The 15677-nt window shown below is 73.5% G+C and carries 11 protein-coding genes and 1 pseudogene; 7 read left to right on the top strand and 5 right to left on the bottom strand.

The window, feature by feature from the left end; translation table 11 throughout:
* Nucleotides 1-94 precede the first annotated feature (94 nt).
* Together M4D82_RS07865 and M4D82_RS07860 are read right to left on the bottom strand one after the other, a co-directional pair.
* The gene (locus M4D82_RS07865) at nucleotides 95-883 is read right to left on the bottom strand and encodes an ABC transporter permease (RefSeq protein WP_249765346.1); all 789 of its coding nucleotides are present in this window, start codon (nucleotides 881-883) and stop codon (nucleotides 95-97) included.
* Nucleotides 880-1839: an ATP-binding cassette domain-containing protein gene (locus M4D82_RS07860; protein ID WP_249765345.1), complete on the bottom strand. Its 960-nt coding sequence runs from the start codon at nucleotides 1837-1839 to the stop codon at nucleotides 880-882. The genes M4D82_RS07865 and M4D82_RS07860 overlap by 4 nt, the downstream gene beginning before the upstream one ends.
* A gap of 169 nt (nucleotides 1840-2008) precedes the next feature.
* On the opposite strand from M4D82_RS07860, the gene M4D82_RS07855 reads away from it, so the two are divergent.
* Complete coding sequence (locus M4D82_RS07855; RefSeq protein ID WP_249765344.1) at nucleotides 2009-2746, top strand: TetR/AcrR family transcriptional regulator; 738 nt, start codon at nucleotides 2009-2011, stop codon at nucleotides 2744-2746.
* A gap of 12 nt (nucleotides 2747-2758) precedes the next feature.
* Here the strand turns inward: M4D82_RS07855 and M4D82_RS07850 are convergent, their stop codons facing one another.
* Nucleotides 2759-3877 (bottom strand): type ISP restriction/modification enzyme, encoded by a 1119-nt coding sequence (locus tag M4D82_RS07850; RefSeq protein ID WP_249771564.1) that lies wholly within the window; start codon nucleotides 3875-3877, stop codon nucleotides 2759-2761.
* A gap of 169 nt (nucleotides 3878-4046) precedes the next feature.
* Here M4D82_RS07850 and M4D82_RS07845 point away from each other — a divergent pair, with 169 nt between their 5' ends.
* Nucleotides 4047-4217, top strand: a complete 171-nt coding sequence (locus M4D82_RS07845) for a hypothetical protein (protein WP_249765343.1) — start codon at nucleotides 4047-4049, stop codon at nucleotides 4215-4217.
* Between the two features lie 42 nt (nucleotides 4218-4259).
* Here M4D82_RS07845 and M4D82_RS07840 read toward each other — a convergent pair whose 3' ends face one another.
* Together M4D82_RS07840 and hmgA are read right to left on the bottom strand one after the other, a co-directional pair.
* Nucleotides 4260-5009 carry a GntR family transcriptional regulator gene (locus tag M4D82_RS07840; RefSeq protein ID WP_249765342.1) on the bottom strand — a complete coding sequence of 250 codons (750 nt, stop codon included), beginning with the start codon at nucleotides 5007-5009 and terminating at the stop codon, nucleotides 4260-4262.
* Nucleotides 5010-5060: 51 nt separating this feature from the next.
* Nucleotides 5061-6374 (bottom strand): homogentisate 1,2-dioxygenase, encoded by a 1314-nt coding sequence (gene hmgA / locus M4D82_RS07835; protein ID WP_249765341.1) that lies wholly within the window; start codon nucleotides 6372-6374, stop codon nucleotides 5061-5063.
* Between the two features lie 181 nt (nucleotides 6375-6555).
* Between hmgA and M4D82_RS07830 the strand changes: the two are divergent.
* The 5 genes and pseudogenes from M4D82_RS07830 to M4D82_RS07805 form a co-directional block, all read left to right on the top strand.
* Nucleotides 6556-8622: pseudogene (locus tag M4D82_RS07830) on the top strand (right-handed parallel beta-helix repeat-containing protein); the annotation flags it as partial.
* A 1116-nt stretch (nucleotides 8623-9738) separates the two neighbouring features.
* A complete protein-coding gene (locus M4D82_RS07820) occupies nucleotides 9739-11043 on the top strand; it encodes a hypothetical protein (RefSeq protein WP_249771560.1) in 1305 nt (434 codons plus the stop codon).
* 35 nt (nucleotides 11044-11078) lie between these two features.
* Entirely contained in the window at nucleotides 11079-11699 is a 621-nt protein-coding gene (locus M4D82_RS07815) for a TetR/AcrR family transcriptional regulator (RefSeq protein ID WP_249765340.1), read from the top strand.
* A gap of 112 nt (nucleotides 11700-11811) precedes the next feature.
* Nucleotides 11812-14052 carry a molybdopterin oxidoreductase family protein gene (locus M4D82_RS07810; RefSeq protein WP_249765339.1) on the top strand — a complete coding sequence of 747 codons (2241 nt, stop codon included), beginning with the start codon at nucleotides 11812-11814 and terminating at the stop codon, nucleotides 14050-14052.
* A 73-nt stretch (nucleotides 14053-14125) separates the two neighbouring features.
* The gene (locus M4D82_RS07805) at nucleotides 14126-15592 is read left to right on the top strand and encodes a CitMHS family transporter (protein WP_249765338.1); all 1467 of its coding nucleotides are present in this window, start codon (nucleotides 14126-14128) and stop codon (nucleotides 15590-15592) included.
* The last annotated feature ends 85 nt before the right edge of the window (nucleotides 15593-15677 follow it).

Raw genomic sequence — 15677 nt, 5'->3', positions numbered from 1 at the left:
ATCCCACCATGCGGGCGATGTGACCGGACCGTGGTCGCGCCGATCACCCCGCCCCCTGAGCCTCGGGCGGATGCAACCCCGGTTCGACCCCCGTTCAACCCCGGCCGCGCGCGAACCGGCGCGTGGCCAGGGGTGCGAACACCGCCACGAGCAGCAGCGACCACAGCAGCGCCCCGGCCACCGGATGCGCGGCCGGCCACGCGGCGCCGGGCGCGGCCGCGCCGCCGGCGTTCCCGCACAACTCCCGTACCGCGCCGGCGACCGCGCTGATCGGGTTCCACTCGGCGACCGCGCGCAGCCACGACGGCAGCCCGGCGGTCGGCAGGTAGGCGCTGGACAGCATCGGCAGCATGAAGGTGGCGCTGCCGAGTTGCCCGGCCGACTCCTCGCTCGGGGCCAGCAGCCCGAGGTACGTGCCCACCCAGGCGGAGGCGAAGCGGAACAGCATCAGCACCCCGAACGCCCCGAGCGCGCCCGGCAGTCCGTTCTCGACCCGCCACCCCATGGCGAGCCCCACCAGCATCAGCGGCACCATCGAGGCGGCCGTGGTCAGCAGGTCGGCGGCGATCTGCCCCAGCGGGACGGCGGCCCGACTCATCGGCAGCGTCCGGAAGCGGTCCATCACCCCCCGGTGGGCGTCCTGCGCGGCGGTGAACATGCCGGTCATCAGGCCGTTCGCGGCGGTGGCGGCGAGCAGCCCCGGCACGAGGAACTCGCGGTACTCGGCGCCCGGCATGGCGAGGGCGCTGCCGAAGACGTAGCCGAAGAAGAGCAGCATCGTGATCGGCATGGTCTGGGTGAGGATCAGCAGCGCGGGCGCGTGCCGGGCCTTCTGGAGCTGTCGGGTCAGGACGGCGCCGCCGTCGGCGAGCAGGGTGGTCATGCCGCGTTCTCCTTCGGGGTGGGGGTGTGGGTGAGGCGGAGGAAGACCTCGTCGAGGGTGGGCGGGCGCAGGCTCGCGTCGGTCACGGGGACGCCGGCGGCGTCCAGCGCGCGGATGATCCGGGGCAGGGTGAGTCCCGGATCCGCCACGGTCACGCCGACGGTGAGCCGTTCCTCGTCGAGGGTGGGCAGGCCGCCGGTGAGCCGGTCGAGGACCGCCGCCGCGGCGGCCAGCGCGGGGGCGCGCGGGACGGTGACGCGGGCGTGGGCGCCGATCCGGGCCTTGAGGGCGGCGGGGGTGTCGGAGGCGACGGCCCGGCCCCGGTCGACGACCACGACGTCGTCGGCGAGCCGGTCGGCCTCCTCCAGGTACTGGGTGGTGAGGAGCACGGTCGTGCCCTCGTCGGCCAACTCCCGCACGGCGGTCCATATGTGCTCGCGGGCCGCCGGATCCAGGCCGGTGGTGGGCTCGTCCAGGAACAGCACCCGGGGGTGGGTGATCAGCCCGGCCGCGAGGTCGAGGCGGCGGCGCATGCCGCCCGACCAGGTGGACGCCGTCCGGTCGGCGGCCTCGGCGAGGCCGAAGCGCTCCAGCAGGGCGTCGGCGCGGTCCCGGCCGGCGCGGCCGCGCAGTCCGGCGAGGCGGGCGAAGAGCCGCAGGTTCTCCCGGCCCGTCAGGTCGCCGTCGACGGAGGCGTACTGACCTGTGACGCCGATGGCGCGGCGTACGGCGTCCGGGGCGCGGGTGACGTCGTGGCCGGCGACGAGGGCGCGGCCGGCGGTGGGCGTGGTGAGGGTGGTGAGGATGCGTACGGCGGTGGTCTTGCCCGCCCCGTTGGGGCCCAGCAGCCCGCAGACGCTTCCCGGGGGCACCGCCAGATCCAGCCCGCGCAGGGCGCGCACCTCGCCGTAGTGCTTCTCCAGACCCTCACTAAGTACAGCGTACGTAGTCGTCATGGCTGCACCCTAGCGCACTACGTACGGCGTACGTAACTAAGATGGTGAGCGCGATGAGCGCGATGAGCGCGGTGACCGCGGTGACCGCGGTGACCGTGGCCGCAGCGACCGGACGACAGCGGCCGGCGACGAGCGAGACGAAGCGAAGCGAAGCGAGGTGAGGTGAGCGATGACCGCCGCAGGGCGCCCCGCTGAACCCGAGGTGATCTGGGCCCGCCCCCAGCGGGCCGGCCGTGGGCCGCGACCCGCGCACAGCCGGGAGTCCATCGCGACCGAGGCGGTGCGGATCGCCGACGAGGAGGGGATCGACGCCGTCTCCATGCGCCGCGTGGCGACCGGGATCGGCGCCGGGACCATGTCGTTGTACAACTACGTCCCGCGCAAGGAAGACCTCTACGAGCTGATGGTCGACGCCGTCAGCGCGGAGTACGAGCTGACCCCGCCGACCGGGCGGTGGCGGGAGGACGTGCTCGGACTGGCCCGCCAGGCCCGCGCCCTGATGCACCGGCACCCGTGGCTGCCCCGCCTGCTCAGCCCGGTGTACGGCTTCAGCCCGCACGCCCTGCGCTACCTGGAGCACAACCTCGCCTGTCTGGCGCCGCTGGGGGTGTCGGGGGGCGAGAAGCTGGAGCTGATCGCCGCCGTCAACGGCGGGGTGGCGGCGTTCGTGGCCAACGAACTGGCCCTCGCCGAGCGTGCCCGCTCCCTGCCCTGGAGCGAGGACGCCGAGCAGGAGGTACGGATGTCCTGGCTCGGTTCCCGCCTGGCGACGGGGGAGTACCCCCGGCTGACGGCCGCCCTCGCCGAGGGCACCGCCGGCGCCGTTCCGGGCATGGACATGTCGGCGGTCTTCGACCGCTCGGTGTCCCGCCTGCTGAGCGCCTGGGGCGCGGACGCGGCGAGCTGAGCCGGCCGGCGGCTACAGCAGAACGAACTGGCCCCCCGGGCCCTCCTCCTGGTGGTCCAGGACGGAGGCGGGGTGGCGGCTCCAGCGCGGCGGCGGCACCACCCCGGCCGCCGTCAGTTCGGACACCGGCAGGGTCGGGCCGGGGGTGAAGGCGGCCCGCGCGGGGGCCAGGTCGGCGAGCAGGGCGAGGGTCGTCACCAACGCCGTCAGCTCCGAGGTCCAGGACTGCGGCCACTCGGCCGGCCCCAACGCCTCCAGCCCGGACGACACCGTCCGGTGGGCGCTGCGGGCGGCGAGCCAGGACTCCAGGACCCGGACCCCCTGCACCTCGTACTCCCAGGCCCCCGCCGGTACGGGGGCGACGGTGCCGTCGCCGAGCGAGAGCGTCTCGCTCTCCGCGTCGTACGCGAGCCCCCGCGGCCAGGCCGACACCGCCGAGCGGACGTAGGGCCGCCGCCCGCCAGGCAGCCGGGGCCGCTCCCCGCCGTGCGCCCCGCGCAGGTGGACGGTCAGCAGGCGGTGGCCCAGCTCCACCCCGGCCCGCCAGCGTTGCGGATCGGCGGGGAGCGGGACCTCGTACCCCCGGGGGCCGGGCCGGCCCGCCGCGAGGATCCAGCACAGGACGTCCTGCGGGGTCACCCCGCCGCCGTAGCGGGAGTCCAGCAGGGGCAGCAGACCCGGCGCGAGGTTCGGCTCGGCCCCGCCCGGCCGCCGGTGCAGCGGACGGATCCGGCCGAGGCGACCCACCGGCAGGTGCGCGGTGACCAGCGGCTCCGGGGCCTCCACCAGGAACACCTGGTGGCCGTCGCGGACCCGCCACAGCTCCGGGCGGGCGGAGTCGATCAGCCGCTGGTCGGGCAGCAGCCACTGCTCGTCGAAGGGCGCGCGCAGTACCCGTACGGGGTCGGGGAAGGGGCCCGGCTCGTCGGCGAAGCGGGTCGTCACCGAGCGCTGTCCCGGCAGGGCCGCCGCGCCGGAGGCGGGCGTACGGGTCCTGGTCGGGCGGAACAGCCGATCGCGCTCCGCGCCTTCGGCGCCGGTCAGGGCCGTCCAGCGGGCGCGCAGGGTGGCGGGATCGGGCGCCACGACCCAGTCCCGGCCCAGGCGCGGGCCGCCCACGGCCCAGGGCATCAGATCGTCCAACAGCGGGGTGTCAGCGCTCACCCGGCCGATGGTAGCGACGGGGCGCCGGGCCCGCCCCGGGGTCGGGCCGTGTCCCGGCCGAAGCGATACGCTCCTTTTGTACGGATCTGCGGTGGCGTGTACCCGCGCGTCACCCGCACCGACGGAGGAGCCGGCCATGAGTCAGTACGACGAATACTCGACGCCGTCGCAGGCCGAGGGCGAACGGCTCGACGAGGACATGGACGAGAAGCTGCGGCGGCAGCAGCACCACCCCGACACCATGCGCACCACGCCCTCCCAGGCCGAGGGCGAACGCAACGCGGAGGACGACGACGAGAAGCGGTAGCGCGAAGGGTGGGCGGGCGCGCGTACCCCCACGTGCGCCCGCTCAGGGCGCGTCGACCGTGACCGTGAAGGAGAACCGGTCGCCCCGGTAGCGGATCCTCGCCACGTCCGCCACCCGCCCGTCCTCGTCGTAGGTCACGCCCGTGTAGTGCAGGATCGGGCTCAGCAGCGGCACCTGGAGCAGCTCCGCCGTGACCGGGTCCGCGAGTCGCGCCTCGACGGTGTCGGTGATCCGGCTGATCCGCACCCCGACCACGTCCCGCAGGACCTTCGTCATCGGCCAACGCTCCAGATCGGCGAGATCCACCGCGTCCGCGAACTCCGGGCGCACCGCGTTCTCCGCCCAGTTCGTCGGCTCGCCGCTCTGCCCGTCGCGGCGCAGGCGGCGGTACGTGACCACCTCGGCGAGGTCCGGGAAGTGCTCCAGCAGCTCCCCGGACACCGGCGTCCGCTCGTGGCCGAGGATCGTCGTACGTTCGCCCGACTGCTGGGCCACGATCGCGTCGACCGAACCCAGCAACCGCACCGGCGAGCCGCGCCGCGCCCCCGGCTCGATGAACGTGCCGCGCCGCCGGTGCCGGCTGATCAGCCCCTCGCCCTCCAGCTCCTTGAGCGCCTGGCGCATCGTCAGCACGCTGACACCGTAGTGCTCGGCGAGCTGCTCCTCGGTCGGCAGCCGCAGCGAGGCGTCCGGGGTGCGGCCCAGTATGGAGGCGCGCAAGGACTGGGACACCTGGTACCAGAGGGGCAACTTCCGGTTCAGGACCAGTGAGTCGGGGGCGAAGGCGGTCACGGGTGGTTCTCCGTACGGCTGGTACGTCGGCGTGGCGAGGTCGTGCGTATGTTAGGCGCGGAAGTGGCGTTCGAGACCCTGCCATACGTCGTCGTAGCGCCGCTGGAGGTGCTCGGCGCCGGCGGCCTGGGGGGTGGCGGTGATCGGCCAGCGGGTCTCGAACATGAAGGCCAGGCCGTCGTCGATCTTCTGCGGCTTCAGCTCGGCGGCGCTCGCCTTGTCGAACGTCTCCCGGTCGGGCCCGTGCGCGGACATCATGTTGTGCAGCGAGCCGCCGCCGGGGACGAAACCCTCGGCCTTGGCGTCGTAGGCGCCCTCGATCAGGCCCATGTACTCGCTCATCACGTTGCGGTGGAAGTACGGCGGACGGAAGGTGTCCTCGCCGACCAGCCAGCGCGGGGCGAACACCACGAAGTCCACGCCCGCCAGCCCCGGGGTGTCGGAGGGCGAGGTCAGCACCGTGAAGATCGACGGGTCGGGGTGGTCGTAGCTGATGGAACCGATGACGTTGAAGCGGCGCAGGTCGTAGACGTACGGGACGTGCGTGCCGTGCCAGGCGACCACGTCGAGCGGGGAGTGGTCGTAGGTCGCCGACCAGAGGTTGCCGCAGAACTTGTTGACGACCTCGGTCGGACGCTCGGCGTCCTCGTACGCGGCGACCGGCGCCCGGAAGTCGCGGGCGGCGGCGAGGCCGTTGGCGCCGATCGGCCCCAGGTTCGGCAGCTCGAAGGGCTGACCGTAGTTCTCGCAGACGTAGCCGCGCGCGTCCGCGTCGAGGAGCTCCACGCGGAAGCGGACCCCGCGCGGGATCAGCGCCATCTCACCGGGACCGGCGCTGAGCAGGCCGAACTCGGTGCGCAGCAGCAGGCCGCCGCGCTCCGGGACGATCAACAGCTCGCCGTCGGAGTCGCTGAACACGCGGTCGGTCATGGAGGCGTTGGCGGAGTAGAGGTGGATGGCCATGCCGGTGCGCTGCGTGGCGTCGCCGTTGCCGCCCAGCGTCCACAGACCGGCCAGGAAGTCGGTGCCGGGGGCCGGGTCGGGCAGCGGGTTCCAGCGCAGCCGGTTGGGGTCCGGGACGGACTCGGTGAAGGGCGCGCTGCGCAGGGCACCGTTGTCGACGCGGGTGAAGGCCGGGTGCGCGGCCGACGGGCGGATCCGGTAGAGCCAGGAGCGGCGGTTGTGGGTACGCGGCTCGGTGAAGGCGCTGCCGCTGAGCTGCTCGGCGTAGAGGCCGAGGGGGGCGCGCTGGGGCGAGTTCCGACCGTGCGGGAGTGCGCCGGGCACCGCCTCCGAGCTGTGCTCGTTGCCGAAGCCGGTGAGGTACTCCAGCGCCTCCGCCGTCTTCCTGGCCTGCTCAGTCATGGGCTGCTCCCGCTCCGTAGAAGGAATCCTATGGTTGACAGTAGGATTCCGTGGCCCGCACGTCAACGGCGGCCCGTGGCCACCCGGCCGATTCGGGCCCCGTATCGCGTGCGCGAGGCGGGGGCGCGGATTCGTGCGCGAGGGGCTCACAAAAGATGAACATTGCTCTACTCTCACGCGCATGTCGTGGACCCGCAGGTTCCCTGCCCTGCCGGCGGCGCTCCTCGCCGCCCTCCTCGCGTTCCTGTCCCTCCTCGCGAGCGCGCCCGTCGCCCACGCGCACGAGGAGCGCCCCGTCGCCCTGCCCGACGGCACCGGATCCGTACCGCGCCACCGCGCGACCGAGCCCGACCTGATCGTCTGCAAAACCGACAGACCCGCCTTCGAACGCCGCGTATCCGCCTTCCCCGAGGAGCTCAGGCAGCGCAACCTCGCCCTCTACGAGCGCTGCGAGAAGAGCGGCTACCGCCACCTCCAGGAAGCCGTCGACGCCGTCGACCGACCCGGGATGAACATCGCGATCCTCCCCGGCCTCTACGAGGAGGAGCCCTCCCTGCCCCCGCCGACGGGGGAGTGCGCCGCGCTCAAGGCCCCCAACTCCTCGCTGGGCTACCAGATCCTGTCCTACGAACAACAGGTCGCCTGCCGCCACAACCAGAACCTCGTCGCGATCCTCGGCAAGACCGACCTCCAGATCGAGGGCACCGGCGCCTCACGCCTCGACGTCGTCATCGACGCCAAGTACCAGAAGCTGAACGCCCTGCGCGCCGACCGCTCCAACGGCATCTACTTCCGCAACTTCACCGCGCAGCGCACCACCTTCAACGCGCTGTACATCCTGGCGGCCGACGGCTTCGTCATCGACGACGTCCTGACCCGCTGGAACGACGAGTACGGCTTCCTCACCTTCGCCGGCGATCACGGCCTCTACAAGAACTGCGAGTCCTACGGCAACGGGGACTCCGGCATCTACCCCGGCAGCGCCTCCAACATCAACGACGGGCGCGGCTACAACGTGCCCCGCTACGCCATCGAGATCACCGGCTGCCGCAGCCACCACAACATGGTCGGCTACTCCGGCACGGCCGGCGACTCGGTGTGGGTGCACGACAACGAGTTCGACCAGAACATGGGCGGCGCCTCCATGGACAGCGCCTTCCCCGGACACCCCGGACTCCCGCAGAACCACGCCCGGTTCGAGCGGAACCTGATCCACGACAACAACCAGGACTACTACCGCCACGTCGCCGACGGCACCTGCGCCAAACCGCCCGTGGAACGCGGCTACGAGCAGGGCGTCGTCTGCCCCCAGATCTCCATGCCGCCGGGCACCGGCATCATCACCGCCGGCGGCAACTGGAACCTCTACGAGGACAACTGGGTCTACGGGCACCGGCGCGCCGGCTTCTACCTGAGCGCGGTACCCGCCTTCATCCGGGGCGAGGAACGGTGGTCGAAGCAGGCCGACACCTCGCACCACAACCGCTACGCGGGCAACGTCCTCGGCAAGGACCGCTCGGGGGCCTCGCGACCCAACGGGGCCGACGTGTGGTGGGACGGGCAGGGCAGGGGCAACTGCTGGCAGGACGGCCCCGACGGCTCCAGCCCCGGCACGCTGCCGCAGTGCGGGGACGCGCGCGGCGCGGTAAGCGGGGCCTCCGCCCGGCTGATCGGCGAACCGGTCAAGCTGACGCAGCTGCTGGTCTGCGCCGACTACAACGTGCAGGCGCGCAGGCTCCCGGCCGGCTGTGACTGGTACGGGGCCCGGGGCCTGGAACGCGTCGAGACGCAGCTCGCGCTGGCGGTGGCGGCGGTGCTGGCCCTGGTCGGCGGGGTCCTGTGGTGGCGCCGGCTGCGGGGCTCGCGCCTGGGCACGGTGGCCTCCCTGCTCGGCCTGGCCGGGCTGGCCCTGGACGTCGCCGGCTCCACCATGCCGCTCATGAACACCCCCGTCCCGGCGCTGGCCCTGCTGCTGCTCGGGCTGTGGTGGACCGGTGTCGGGCTCGCCCTGCGTCCGGGGCGGCCGTGGTTGGCCCGTCTCACCCTGCTGCTGGGGGCGTTGACCATGCTGGACGCCTTCGACAAGGCCGTCCTGATGGTCCCCTGGATTCCGCTGAGCCCCGCCTGGATGCGGGCCCTGCTCGCGGTGGTGTGGGTGCTGTGGGCGGTGGTCGCAGCGGCCCGCCCGGACGCGGGCACGCCGGCCCGCCCCGCCGGCCCGGGTGACGGCCCGACGGGCGCCCCACCCCGCCCCGTCCCCACCCCGGCCGCCGGGGCGCCGGACCACCACCGGAGGCGAGCGGTGACCCTCCCGCGCAGGGCGGCGTCCGGTGCGACGCGTGCCGCCGCCCGCCCTCCCGGGCCCGCGCCCACCGCGCCGGACCTCCGGTACGGCGGCCATGGTGGCGCTCCTGCTGCTGCTCACGGGCGCCGCCGCCGCCGGCTGCGGCGGCCGCGCCACCACCCACCACAAACCCGGCACCACGCACGAGCAGGCCTCCGGCAGCGTGGGCACCCTGCTGGACACGCGGGACGGCGGCGGCCACCGCCTGCGCGAGGTACCGGCCAAGGGCGCGCCGGAGGTGACGCTCACCGCCCGCCCCGACTCCGAGGACGGCTGGAACCTCCACCTGGCCGTGGCGCACTTCGGCTTCACCCCCGACAGCGTCGGCGGCGCCGCCCTGCCGGGCGCGGGCCACGCCCACCTCGAACTCGACGGCCACAAGCTGGCCCGCCTGTACGGTCCCTGGTACCACCTCCCGGCGGACCGGGTCCCCGAGGGCGCGCACACCCTGACCGTCCGCCTCTACGCGGACGACCACACCGCCTGGGCCGTGGCCGGCAAACCCGTCGAGGCGTCCGTCCAGGTGACCGCGGGCCCCCCGGGCCAGGCCGCCCACAGTCACCCGGCCACCACCCCGACCGGCACCCCCGCACCCCCCGAAGCCGCGGGCCCCCAGAGCCCACAGCCCGCGGACCGGACCGTCACCATCGCCGTCCGGGACGGCAAGGTGACCCCCGCCCCGACCCGCACCGAGGTCAAGCGCGGCGCGCGGATCGCCCTGCGCGTCACCAGCGACCGCGCCGACACCCTGCACGTCCACGGCTACGACAAGGAACTCGCCCTGCCCGCGGGGCAGGAGGCCACCCTGCTCCTGACCGCCGACCGCGTGGGCCTCTTCGAGGTCGAGACCCACGACTCCGACCTCGTCCTGACCCAACTCCTCGTCCGATGACCCCCTTCCTCCCGGCGGCGATCTCGCCCCACGCCCACGCCCAGGCCGGTGCCTCTGTCCCAGCCCCTGTCCCGCCCGTGGCCGTCCCCACGCCCGTGCCCGGGGCGGGGACGGGGTTCGGCCAGGGCGTGGTCCTTCACCCGGCCGACCCGTCGACCCTCCTCGCGCACGGGATCGGCTCCTCGCACGACCTGCCGATCTCCCCCTTCTACGCCTTCGCCGGCGCCTTCACCGCGCTCTTCGTCTCCTTCCTGGCCCTCGGCCTGCTCTGGTCCGCCTCCCGCTTCCGCGGCGACCGCTCGGGACTCGCCCTGCCCGCCGGGATCCAGCGGGTGGCCGACGCGCCGGCCACCCGCACCACCCTGCGCGGACTGGGTCTCGCCGCAGCCCTCGCCGTACTCCTCCACCTCCTCCTCGGTCCCGACGACCCCGCCCGCAACCCCGCTCCCGGAGCCGTCTACGTCCTGCTGTGGGTCGGACTCGTACCCGCCTCCCTTCTCCTCGGCCCCGTCTGGCGCCTCCTCAACCCCCTGCGCTCCCTGCACCGCCTCCTCGCCCGCCTGCGCGGCCGACCGCCCGGGTCCGGCCGCCCGCTGCCGCCCCGCCTGGGCCGATGGCCCGCCGCCGCAGGCCTGTTCGGCTTCACCTGGCTCGAACTCGTCGCTCCCGATCCCGCGTCCACCACCACCCTCCTGTTCGCACTCGCCTGTTACGCCACCGTCCACCTGCTGCTCGCCGCCCGCTTCGGCGAGAACTGGTTCGCCGACGCCGACGCCTTCGAGGTCTACTCCGACCTCCTGGCCGGACTCTCCCCCCTCGGCCGCCGCAACGACGGCCGCCTGGTCCTGCGCAACCCCTTCCACGGACTCGACGCGACACCCGAGCGGCCCGGACTCGTCGCCACCGTCTGCGTCCTCCTCGGTTCCACCGCCTACGACGGCTACTCGGACAACCCCTCCTGGATCAACGCCCTTCAGACCTCCCCCCTCGGCCGCACCCCCACGGCCACCCTCGGACTGCTCGCTTCCATCGCCCTCGTCGCCACCCTGTACTGCCTGTGCGCGGCGGCCACCCGCCTCGTCAGCGGCCCGCACCCCCGCCCGCTGACGGCCTTCGCGCACTCACTCGTGCCGATCGCCCTCGGCTATCTCGTCGCCCATTACTTCTCCCTCCTGGTGACCGAAGGACCACGCACAGTGAGCATGGCATGGGGCACTGACAACGGCCCCGATCCCGGTCCTCCCTTGGGTTCCGGCGCTCTCGCCGCGCTTCAGGTCATCGCCGTCGTCAGTGGTCACGTACTCGGTGTGATCGCCGCGCACGACCGCTCCGTCCGTCTGTTCGCGCCCGCCAAGGCCGTCGCCGGACAGCTCCCCCTGCTCGCGCTGATGATCACGTACACGGTCGGCGGCCTCACCCTCCTGCTGAACTGACCGCCCCCACCCGCCGGCCCACCAGGAGCGGCATGATGGACCCCGTGCCTCCCGCCCACCCCCTGCGCCGGACCCCCGTTCAGCAACGCAGCGCCGACCGCCTCGCCCGCATCCTCGACGCCTGCGCCGAACTCCTCGACGAGACCGGCTACGAGAACCTCAGCACCCGCGCCGTCGCCGTGCGCGCCGGAGTCCCCATCGGGTCCGTCTACCGCTTCTTCGGGAACAAGCGCGCCATGGCCGTCGCCCTGGCCCACCGCAACCTCGACCGCTACGCCGACGGCATCCAGCGGCGGCTCGCCCTCCTTCCGGCCACGCACTGGCAGCCCGTCGTGGACGCCGTATTGGACGAGTACCTGGCGATGAAGCGCAGCGTCCCGGGCTTCGCGCTCGTCGACTTCGGCGTGCCCGCGCCGCCGGCCGACGGGCCGGCCTCCGACCCCAACCACCTGGTCGCCGAGCGACTGACCGAACTGCTCTGCGCCCACCTGGGCCTGACGCCCGACGCCACCCTGGCGCGGGCCGTGCTGGTCGCCGTGGAGGCGACCGACGCGCTCGTCCAACTGGCCTTCCGGGCCGACCCCGCCGGGGACCCCGACATCGTCGGCGAGACCCGGGCCATGATGCGGGCCTACCTGGCCCGCGTCCTGGACTGACCGATCGCCGTCCCCGGCCCATGGCCAACGGTCCGACAAGACCCTCCCCATCCTCCCGACTGGTCGGTATGCTCGGCCCGGCGAGCCGCCGACCGTCGTACCGGGAGGGCCCATGCCCCGCACCGCCCCGCGCATCTGCCCCCTCTGCGAAGCCACATGCGGCCTCACCCTCACCATCGACGGCGCCACCGTCACCGGTGCCCGGGGCGACCGCGACGACCTCTTCAGTCGCGGCTTCATCTGCCCCAAGGGCGCCGCCTTCGGAGCCCTGGACTCCGACCCCGACCGGCTCCGCACCCCCCTCGTCCGGCGCGCCGGCGAACTGCGCGAAGCCACCTGGGAGGAGGCCTACGCGGCCATCGCCGCCGCCGTCCCCGCCCTCGTACGCGACCACGGCCCCCAATCCGTCGCCGTCGTCCTCGGCAACCCCAACGTCCACACCATGGCCGGCGCCCTCTACCCGCCGCTGCTCATCGGCGCCCTCGGCACCCGCAACCTGTACTCGGCCAGCACCCTCGACCAGATGCCGAAGCACGTCTCCAGCGGACTCCTCTTCGGCGACCCCTTCGCCATCCCCGTGCCCGACCTCGACCGCACCGACTTCCTGCTGCTCCTCGGGGCCAATCCGGTCGACTCCAACGGCTCCCTGTGCACCGCCCCCGACTTCCCCCGCCGGCTCAAGGCCCTGCGGGCCCGGGGCGGCACGCTGGTCGTCGTCGACCCGCGCCGTACGCGCACGGCGGCCCTCGCCGACCGGCACCTCGCGCCGCGCCCCGGAAGCGACGCCCTGCTCCTGGCCGCGCTCGCGCACACCCTGCTGGCGGAGAAGCTCGAAGCCCCCGGAGCGCTCACGGAACACCTCGACGGGCTCGGGGCACTCGCCGACGCCCTCGCCCGTTTCACCCCCGAGGCCGTTGCCCCCGCCTGCGACCTCCCGGCCGACGAAATCCGTGGCCTCGCCCGCGCGTTGGCGGCCGCGCCCACCGCCGCCGTCTACGGGCGGATCGGCAGCTGCACCGTCGAACACGGGACGCTCGCCAGTTGGCTCGTCGACGTCCTGAACATCCTCACCGGGAACCTCGACCGACCCGGCGGAGTCCTCTTCCCGCTGCCCGCGACCGGCCCGCGGCCCCGCCCCGCCGGCCCGGGGAAGGGCTTCGCGCTCGGCCGGTGGCACAGCCGCGTCAGCGGCCATCCCGAAGCCAAGAGCGAACTGCCCCTCGCGGCCCTGGCCGAGGAGATCGACACCCCGGGAGAGGGGCGCGTCCGAGCCCTGATCGCCATCGCCGCCAACCCCGTCCTGTCCGCCCCCGACGGGCGACGGCTCGACGCCGCCCTCGCCGGCCTCGACTTCATGGTCAGCGTCGACCCGTACCTCAACGAGACCTCCCGCCACGCCCACGTCGTGCTGCCGCCGCCCCCGCCGTCCCGCAGCGCCCACCACGACTTCGCCCTCAACGGCTTCGCCATCCGCAACCAGGTCCGCTACACCCGCGCCGCCATCCCCCTGGAACCGGACCGGCTGGACGAGTGCGAGATCCACGCCCGTCTCGTCCTCGCCGTCTCCGGCCGGTACGGCGACGTCGACACGTCCGCCGTCGACGCGTCGGCCATCAGGAACACGCTGGCCAAGGAGACCGCCGACCCCCGATCGCCGCTGCACGGCGAGGACCCGGACCGACTCGCCGGCCTCCTCAGCGGAGCGAGCGGCCCGGAGCGCCGGCTCGACCTCATGCTCCGACTCGGCCCCTACGGCGACCTGTTCGGCGCCGCCGACGCGCCGCCCCAGGCCGGGCTGAACCTGGAGCGGCTCCTCGCCCACCCGCACGGGATCGACCTGGGCCCGCTGCGGCCCCGGCTACCGGGCGTGCTGAAGACCCGCAGCGGCAGGATCGAGCTGCTCCCGAACCCGATCGCGGCCGAACTCCCCGGGCTGCGCGCGGCGATCGCCGGCCGCCCCGCCGCCCTGGTGCTCGTGGGCCGCCGCCACCTGCGGTCCAACAACAGCTGGATGCACAACGTCCCGGCCCTCGTCGGAGGTTCCAACCGCTGCACCCTCCAGGTCCACCCACAGGACGCGGACCGGCTCGGCCTCACCGACGGCGGGCGGGCCCGGATCAGTTCCGACGGCGGCAGCCTGGACGTGCCCGTGGAGGTCACCGACGCCGTCCGCACCGGAGTGGTGAGCCTGCCGCACGGCTGGGGCCACGACCGCGAGGGCACCCGCCTCACGGTGGCCGGCGCCGCGCCCGGGGTCAACGTGAACCAGCTCCTCGACGGCACCCGCCTCGACCGCCTCTCCGGCACCGCCGTGCTCAACGGCTTCCCCGTCACCCTCGCGCCCCTGCCCTGAGCTGGGGTTTTGCTCGTATTGCTCACGCCCGAACGTCTTGTTGGCCCCGGGAGGCGACCCCTACGTTCCCTGCATGCTGACCTTCCTCGGCTTCGCCATGATCGCGACCTTCCTGGTGCTGATCATGCTGAAGAAAATGTCGCCCATCGCGGCGCTCGTCCTCATTCCCGCGCTCTTCTGCGTGTTCGCCGGAAAGGGCGCGCACCTGGGGGACTACGTCATCGACGGCGTCGGCAAGCTCGCCCCGACCGCCGCCATGCTGATGTTCGCCATCGTCTACTTCGGCGTGATGATCGACGTCGGCCTGTTCGACCCGATCGTCCGGGGCATCCTGCGCTTCTGCAAGGCCGACCCGATGCGGGTCGTCGTCGGTACGGCGGTCCTCGCCGCGATCGTCTCGCTCGACGGGGACGGCTCGACCACCTTCATGATCACCGTGTCGGCGATGTACCCGCTCTACAAGCGGCTCGGCCTGAGCCTGGTCGTCATGACCGGCGTCGCCGCGACCGCCAACGGCGTCATGAACACCCTGCCGTGGGGCGGCCCCACGGCCCGCGCCGCCACCGCCCTCAAGCTGGACGCGGGTGACATCTTCGTCCCGATGATCCCCGCTCTCGCCGTCGGCCTGCTCTGCGTCTTCGTCCTCGCCTACGTCCTGGGCCTCCGCGAGCGCCGCCGGGTCGGAGCGCTGGTGATGCCGGGCGAGGAGATCGCCGAGGACATCACCGAGGGCATCACCGCAGAGACCCTGGTCGCGACCGGCGCGGGCAAGGGCGCGGGTGTGGGCGCCGGCGCCGGGGCGCGCGCCGTCGGGTCCGCCACCGGGGGCGCGGGTCCCCGTACCGGAGTGGGGGAAGGTGACGGCGACACCGTGGCCGCGGCCGACGGCACCGACGGATTCCAGGGCCTGGACCCCCACCGGTCGACCCTGCGCCCCCGCCTCTACTGGTTCAACGCGGGCCTCACCGTCGCGCTCCTCACCGCGATGATCATGGAGCTGCTGCCGATCCCGGTGCTGTTCCTGCTGGGCGCCGCCCTCGCCCTCACCGTGAACTTCCCCCACATGCCCGACCAGAAGGCCCGCATCGCCGCCCACGCCGACAACGTCCTCAACGTCGCCGGCATGGTCTTCGCCGCGGCCGTCTTCACCGGTGTCCTCAGCGGCACCGGCATGGTCAAGAGCATGGCCGACTGGCTGGTCGGGGCCATCCCCGACGGCATGGGCCCGCACATGGCCCTCGTGACCGGCCTGCTCAGCCTGCCGCTCACCTACTTCATGTCGAACGACGGCTTCTACTTCGGCGTCCTGCCCGTCCTCGCCGAAGCGGGCGCCGCCCACGGCGTCTCCCCGCTGGAGATCGCCCGCGCCTCGCTCGTCGGGCAGGCCCTGCACATGTCGAGCCCGCTGGTTCCGGCCGTCTACGTGCTCGTCGGCATGGCGAAGGTGGAGTTCGGCGACCACACCCGGTTCACCGTGAAGTGGGCGGCCCTCACGTCCCTCGTCGTCCTCGGGGCGGGGATGCTTTTCGGCATCATCTGAGCCGCCGGCCCCCTGGCGGGCCGGAAACTACCGGCGCTAGTTTGTAGGGTGTCGGCGACGGTCAGGTCTACGCGCTCGTGCGGCT

It is taken from the genome of Streptomyces sp. RerS4, from assembly GCF_023515955.1.
In the GTDB taxonomy this organism is placed as follows: domain Bacteria; phylum Actinomycetota; class Actinomycetes; order Streptomycetales; family Streptomycetaceae; genus Streptomyces.
Note: the sequence above shows the minus strand (reverse complement) of the source record. Positions and strands in the feature narration are given on the sequence as shown.